Origin of the sequence: Mycobacterium sp. 1245801.1, assembly GCF_001673055.1 — a bacterium.
GTDB lineage: Bacteria > Actinomycetota > Actinomycetes > Mycobacteriales > Mycobacteriaceae > Mycobacterium > Mycobacterium europaeum_A.
This window is the reverse complement of sequence record NZ_LZKY01000259.1, coordinates 1-3,942: the sequence shown is the minus strand read 5'-3', so window position 1 is coordinate 3,942 and position 3,942 is coordinate 1. Positions and strand designations below refer to the sequence as shown.

Below are 3,942 nucleotides of genomic sequence, written 5' to 3'. Positions count from 1 at the left end.
TGCAGGGTGTCCTTGAACCAACCCGGCAAAAACCGCACCTGATCATCGAGCAACCCATAGCGCTCGAAATTCGCTTTCACGTGCTCCTGCGGCACGCCCAGGATGCGCGCGTGGCGGTGCAGCCTAATCCCCTTGTCCGCCTTGTAATTGACGGTGTCCGGAGGCGGCACCCCTTCGAACGAATCGCACAGCCACACGGTGCGCTTCTCGTCGCCGTGGGCCGCCAGCACCGCGCGCATCAGGATTGAGGCACCACCGCGCCACACACCGCACTCGACCAGGTCGCCGGGAACGTCCTCTTCCAACACCGTCTCGACGCAGTTCTGCAGACTGGTCAGGCGCTGCATGCCGATCATCGTCAGGGCATCCGCCGGCCAGTCCAGGCCGAGATCACGAGCCTGTTTGTTGAACGGCCGCTTGCGCACCAGCATCAAGTTGCGGGTGTTGAACAGCGGACGACCCAGACGATACAAGCCCACCGGAACCAGCTCGTCGCTGCCATACCTGGTGAGGTCGCGGCGGAGCAGGTCGAGGTATGCAAACCGCGTGTCGTGATCGGTCACGGCCAAAACTGCCCCTTACTCCGCATGCCAGTAGTACCGGTTGAGAGCCTAGACGTCCCTCGACGCCGTCAGCGCGTTTCGCAGTGTATCCGTCACCGGCGGCTCAGCGACTTCGCCCAGCTTGAGCGTCGGGGACGCAGCGCCCCGAGCGAGCGAATTCCTCCAGCAGATCGACGGCGCGACCCGCGCTCTCGGAGGGCTTGCTCATTCGGGTGGAGAGCTCGCGCGCACGCGTGAGGTACTCGGGCGCGAGGATTTTGCGCAGGTCGGCGACGAGGGTTTCGGGCGTAGAGCCCGAGAACCGCCGCGACGTGCCCACCTTCAGCTGCTTGACGTGCGACCCCCACATCGGCTGATCGCCCGCCGTCCAGAGGATCAGCGTGGGCACGCCGGCGCGCAGGCCGGCGGCCGTGGTGCCCGATCCGCCGTGGTGCACGACGGCCCGGCAGGCGGGGAAGATCTTCGTGTAGTTGACCACCCCGACGACTTTGACGTGATCAAGCTGCGGAACATCGCTGAAGTCGCTCCACCCCGAGCAGATCAACGCCCGCTCCCCCAACTCCGCGCAGGCAGCGCCGATCATTCGCACCGTATCGGCGGGGGTTTCGGCGACCGGCATGCTGCCGAAGCCGAAGCAGATGGGCGGGGTCCCCTGGGCGATCCACGACAAGACCTCGTCATCGGAGTCCGTCGGCAGCTCCATGGTCAGCGAACCCACGAACGGCCGCTGGCCGCCCCATTTCGCCCACTCGTCAGCCAGCCCGGGAAAGCACACATCGTCGTAGGCCTGGATTTCCAGCGAGCCGCGTTCGGCGATCCGCCGCGGCGAGGCGACCGTGGCCGTGGGCAGGCCGAGCTCACGGCGCTGCCGATCCTCCGCCTTCTTGTTCATCCGCCAGCACATCCAGTCGTACACCGACATTCCGGTGCGACACAGGGGCCCGGGCACCTTCGGAAGCAGCTGGCCGTTGGGCCGCATGGGGATGTAGTGCAGCGTGGCCATCGGAATGCCGTAATAGTCGGCGACGTTGATGGCCAGATCCTGGTAGAGCTGGCCGCTGAACAGCAAATCGGCGCCGGCACCCACCGACATCAGCGCCGAGCTCATTTCCTGCCAGTTCCGCAGCACCGGTTCCCAGGCTTCGCGCATCAGGCTGATCGGCCCTTTGACGAAGTTCTTCCAGAAATCCCGAATGAACTCGTCGCTCCAAAAGTCATGCATGTCCGGCCCATAGCCGATCGCGGGAAGCCCGGCCGCTTCGGCCAGCTCGACGAGATTGGGCGGAACGGCCATCCGGACCGAATGGCCCCGTCGCATCAGTTCACGACCGATGGTGAGGCAAGGCTCGATATCGCCACGCGTTCCATAACTTGCCACAGCAAATTTCATCGCGATGGTTACCTTAATCAGTCTCCGACGGCACGGGCAACTTTGACTGCGGCGTTTCCGCTCGGTAATCCGCGGCTCGCCATTGGCCCGGCGATGCGGTCAGAGTCGTGGTTGTAGTTGTTTCGCAACGGATTTGGCGGCCCGAGACCAGGCTCGATCGTGAAAGTGGCACCGGTGCAGTCGAGTGCGACAAACCCAACCTCATCGGCCTTTCCCCCCGACCGTAGAAGTATGACGACTCTGGGTGGTATGGATGAACCCCAGGCGTCGTCGCCTGATCTTACGTAAGTCTGCCAGACTATCGACACCGTGTCTTGGGAAAGCGGGAAGTCGGTCCAGTGCGGCCCGCACCCGAATTTCCGTTAGCAAATTCCGCTTTTTCCCCAGCGCAATGCTGGTAAGCCCGTTAGCGGGAGCGGGTACGACTCCGCGAGCTGACGAAGTTCTCCACGACGTCGGCGGCTTTGACCACGCTGTCGGCCGGCTTGGTCATCCGGGCGGCGATCTCGCGGGCACGCTGCGCGTAGTCCGGGGCCAGGATTTGCCGCAGGTCCCCCACCAACGTCTCCCGGTTCGTTGCCGAAAAGCGGCGTGTGGCACCAACTTTCAGCCGTTTGAGTTGAGCTCCCCAGATCGTCTGATTGGCGTCCATCGACAGGATCAGCGTCGGAACTCCAGCACGCAGGCTCGCGGCGGTGGTGCCCGAACCGCCGTGGTGAACCACCGCGCGACAGACGGGAAATATCGTCGCGTAGTTCACCGGCCCCACGACCTTGACGTGATCGGGAAGGGGGACGCCGCTGAAGTCGCTGCGGCCGGCGGCAATCAACGCCCGCTCGCCGAGCTGCGCCGAGGCCGTGCTGATCATGTCGACGGTGTCGGCCGGGGATTCAACCGGCATGCTGCCGAAGCCGAAGCAGATGGGCGGGGATCCCGCGCGAATCCACGACATCACCTCGTCGTCGGCTTCGGTGGTCAGCTCCATGGTCAGCGTGCCGACAAAGGGCCGCAGGCCGTCCCACTTCGCCCACTCGGCGGCCAGCCCGGGGAAGCACACCTCGTCGTAGGCCTGGATTTCCAGCGATTCGCGGTCGGCGATCCGCCGCGGTGAGGGTCCCGTCGCCTTGGGCAACCCCAGCTCTGCGCGCTGGGTGTCCTCCACCTTCTTGTTCAGCCGCCAACAGAACCAGTCGAACGCCGTCATGGCCGAGCGGGCCAACGGCGGCGGCAGGATGGCGACGACCTGGCCGTTGGGCCGCATGGGCACGTGATGCAGCGTGGCCAGCGGAAGGTCGTAGTACTCCGCGACGTTGGCGGCCGGCTCCTGGTAACTCTGCCCGGCGAACACCAGGTCGGCGCCGTCGGCCAGCGACATCAGCGTCGTGTTCATCTGCGCCCAGCACTGGTCGCTGAGATCCCACATCTCGCGCCACATGCCGCGCATCTCCCGGATCTTCCAGAAGCCGCGGAAAAACGCTGTCCAGAAGTCGCGGTACACGTCGAGCCAGGCCTGCGATTCCAGTCCGTACGGCACGGCCGTCAACCCGGCGGCCTCGGTGAAGCTGACCGAGTCGGGCGGGACGGCCATGACCATGTCATGCCCCCGGCGTTGCAGTTCGCGCGCGACAACCAGGGAAGGCTCGATATCACCGCGCGTTCCATAGCTGGCCAGCACACATTTCATCGCGAATCCACGCCCTTCGGTTGCGCCATCAATCGTGGTGAAGCACCGACATCACTGTAAATATCGACGAATCTCCACAGCACCGGTTTGCGCGACCACACCGGGACGAACTACGCGCGGGTGAGCCTCAAGGCTTGCGCCACAGCACGCCGGTGCCGTCGATCTCCTCGATCTCTGCGGTCACGCCATGTTCCGTACGGTAGTCCGTCACGGCCTGCCGGCACGCGCCGATGGCGTGGTAGTCGTCGATGATGCAAAACCCCCCGGGCGACAGCCGCGGGTAGAGCGCATCGAGCGCCTGAATC

The 3,942-nt window shown here is 64.9% G+C and carries 4 protein-coding genes; all 4 read right to left on the bottom strand.

The window, feature by feature from the left end; genetic code table 11:
• Nucleotides 1-569 (bottom strand): TylF/MycF/NovP-related O-methyltransferase (locus tag A5622_RS16700; RefSeq protein ID WP_066867761.1); only part of this gene is annotated, 569 nt, incomplete at its 3' end.
• A gap of 97 nt (nucleotides 570-666) precedes the next feature.
• Nucleotides 667-1,953, bottom strand: coding sequence for a glycosyltransferase (locus A5622_RS16695; protein WP_066880083.1), 1,287 nt, complete (start codon nucleotides 1,951-1,953; stop codon nucleotides 667-669).
• 406 nt (nucleotides 1,954-2,359) lie between these two features.
• On the bottom strand, nucleotides 2,360-3,637 hold the full coding sequence (locus tag A5622_RS16690; RefSeq protein WP_066880081.1) for a glycosyltransferase: 1,278 nt from the start codon (nucleotides 3,635-3,637) through the stop codon (nucleotides 2,360-2,362).
• Nucleotides 3,638-3,764: 127 nt separating this feature from the next.
• Nucleotides 3,765-3,942: TylF/MycF family methyltransferase (locus tag A5622_RS16685; RefSeq protein ID WP_232002989.1), on the bottom strand; the 178-nt coding region annotated here is incomplete at its 5' end.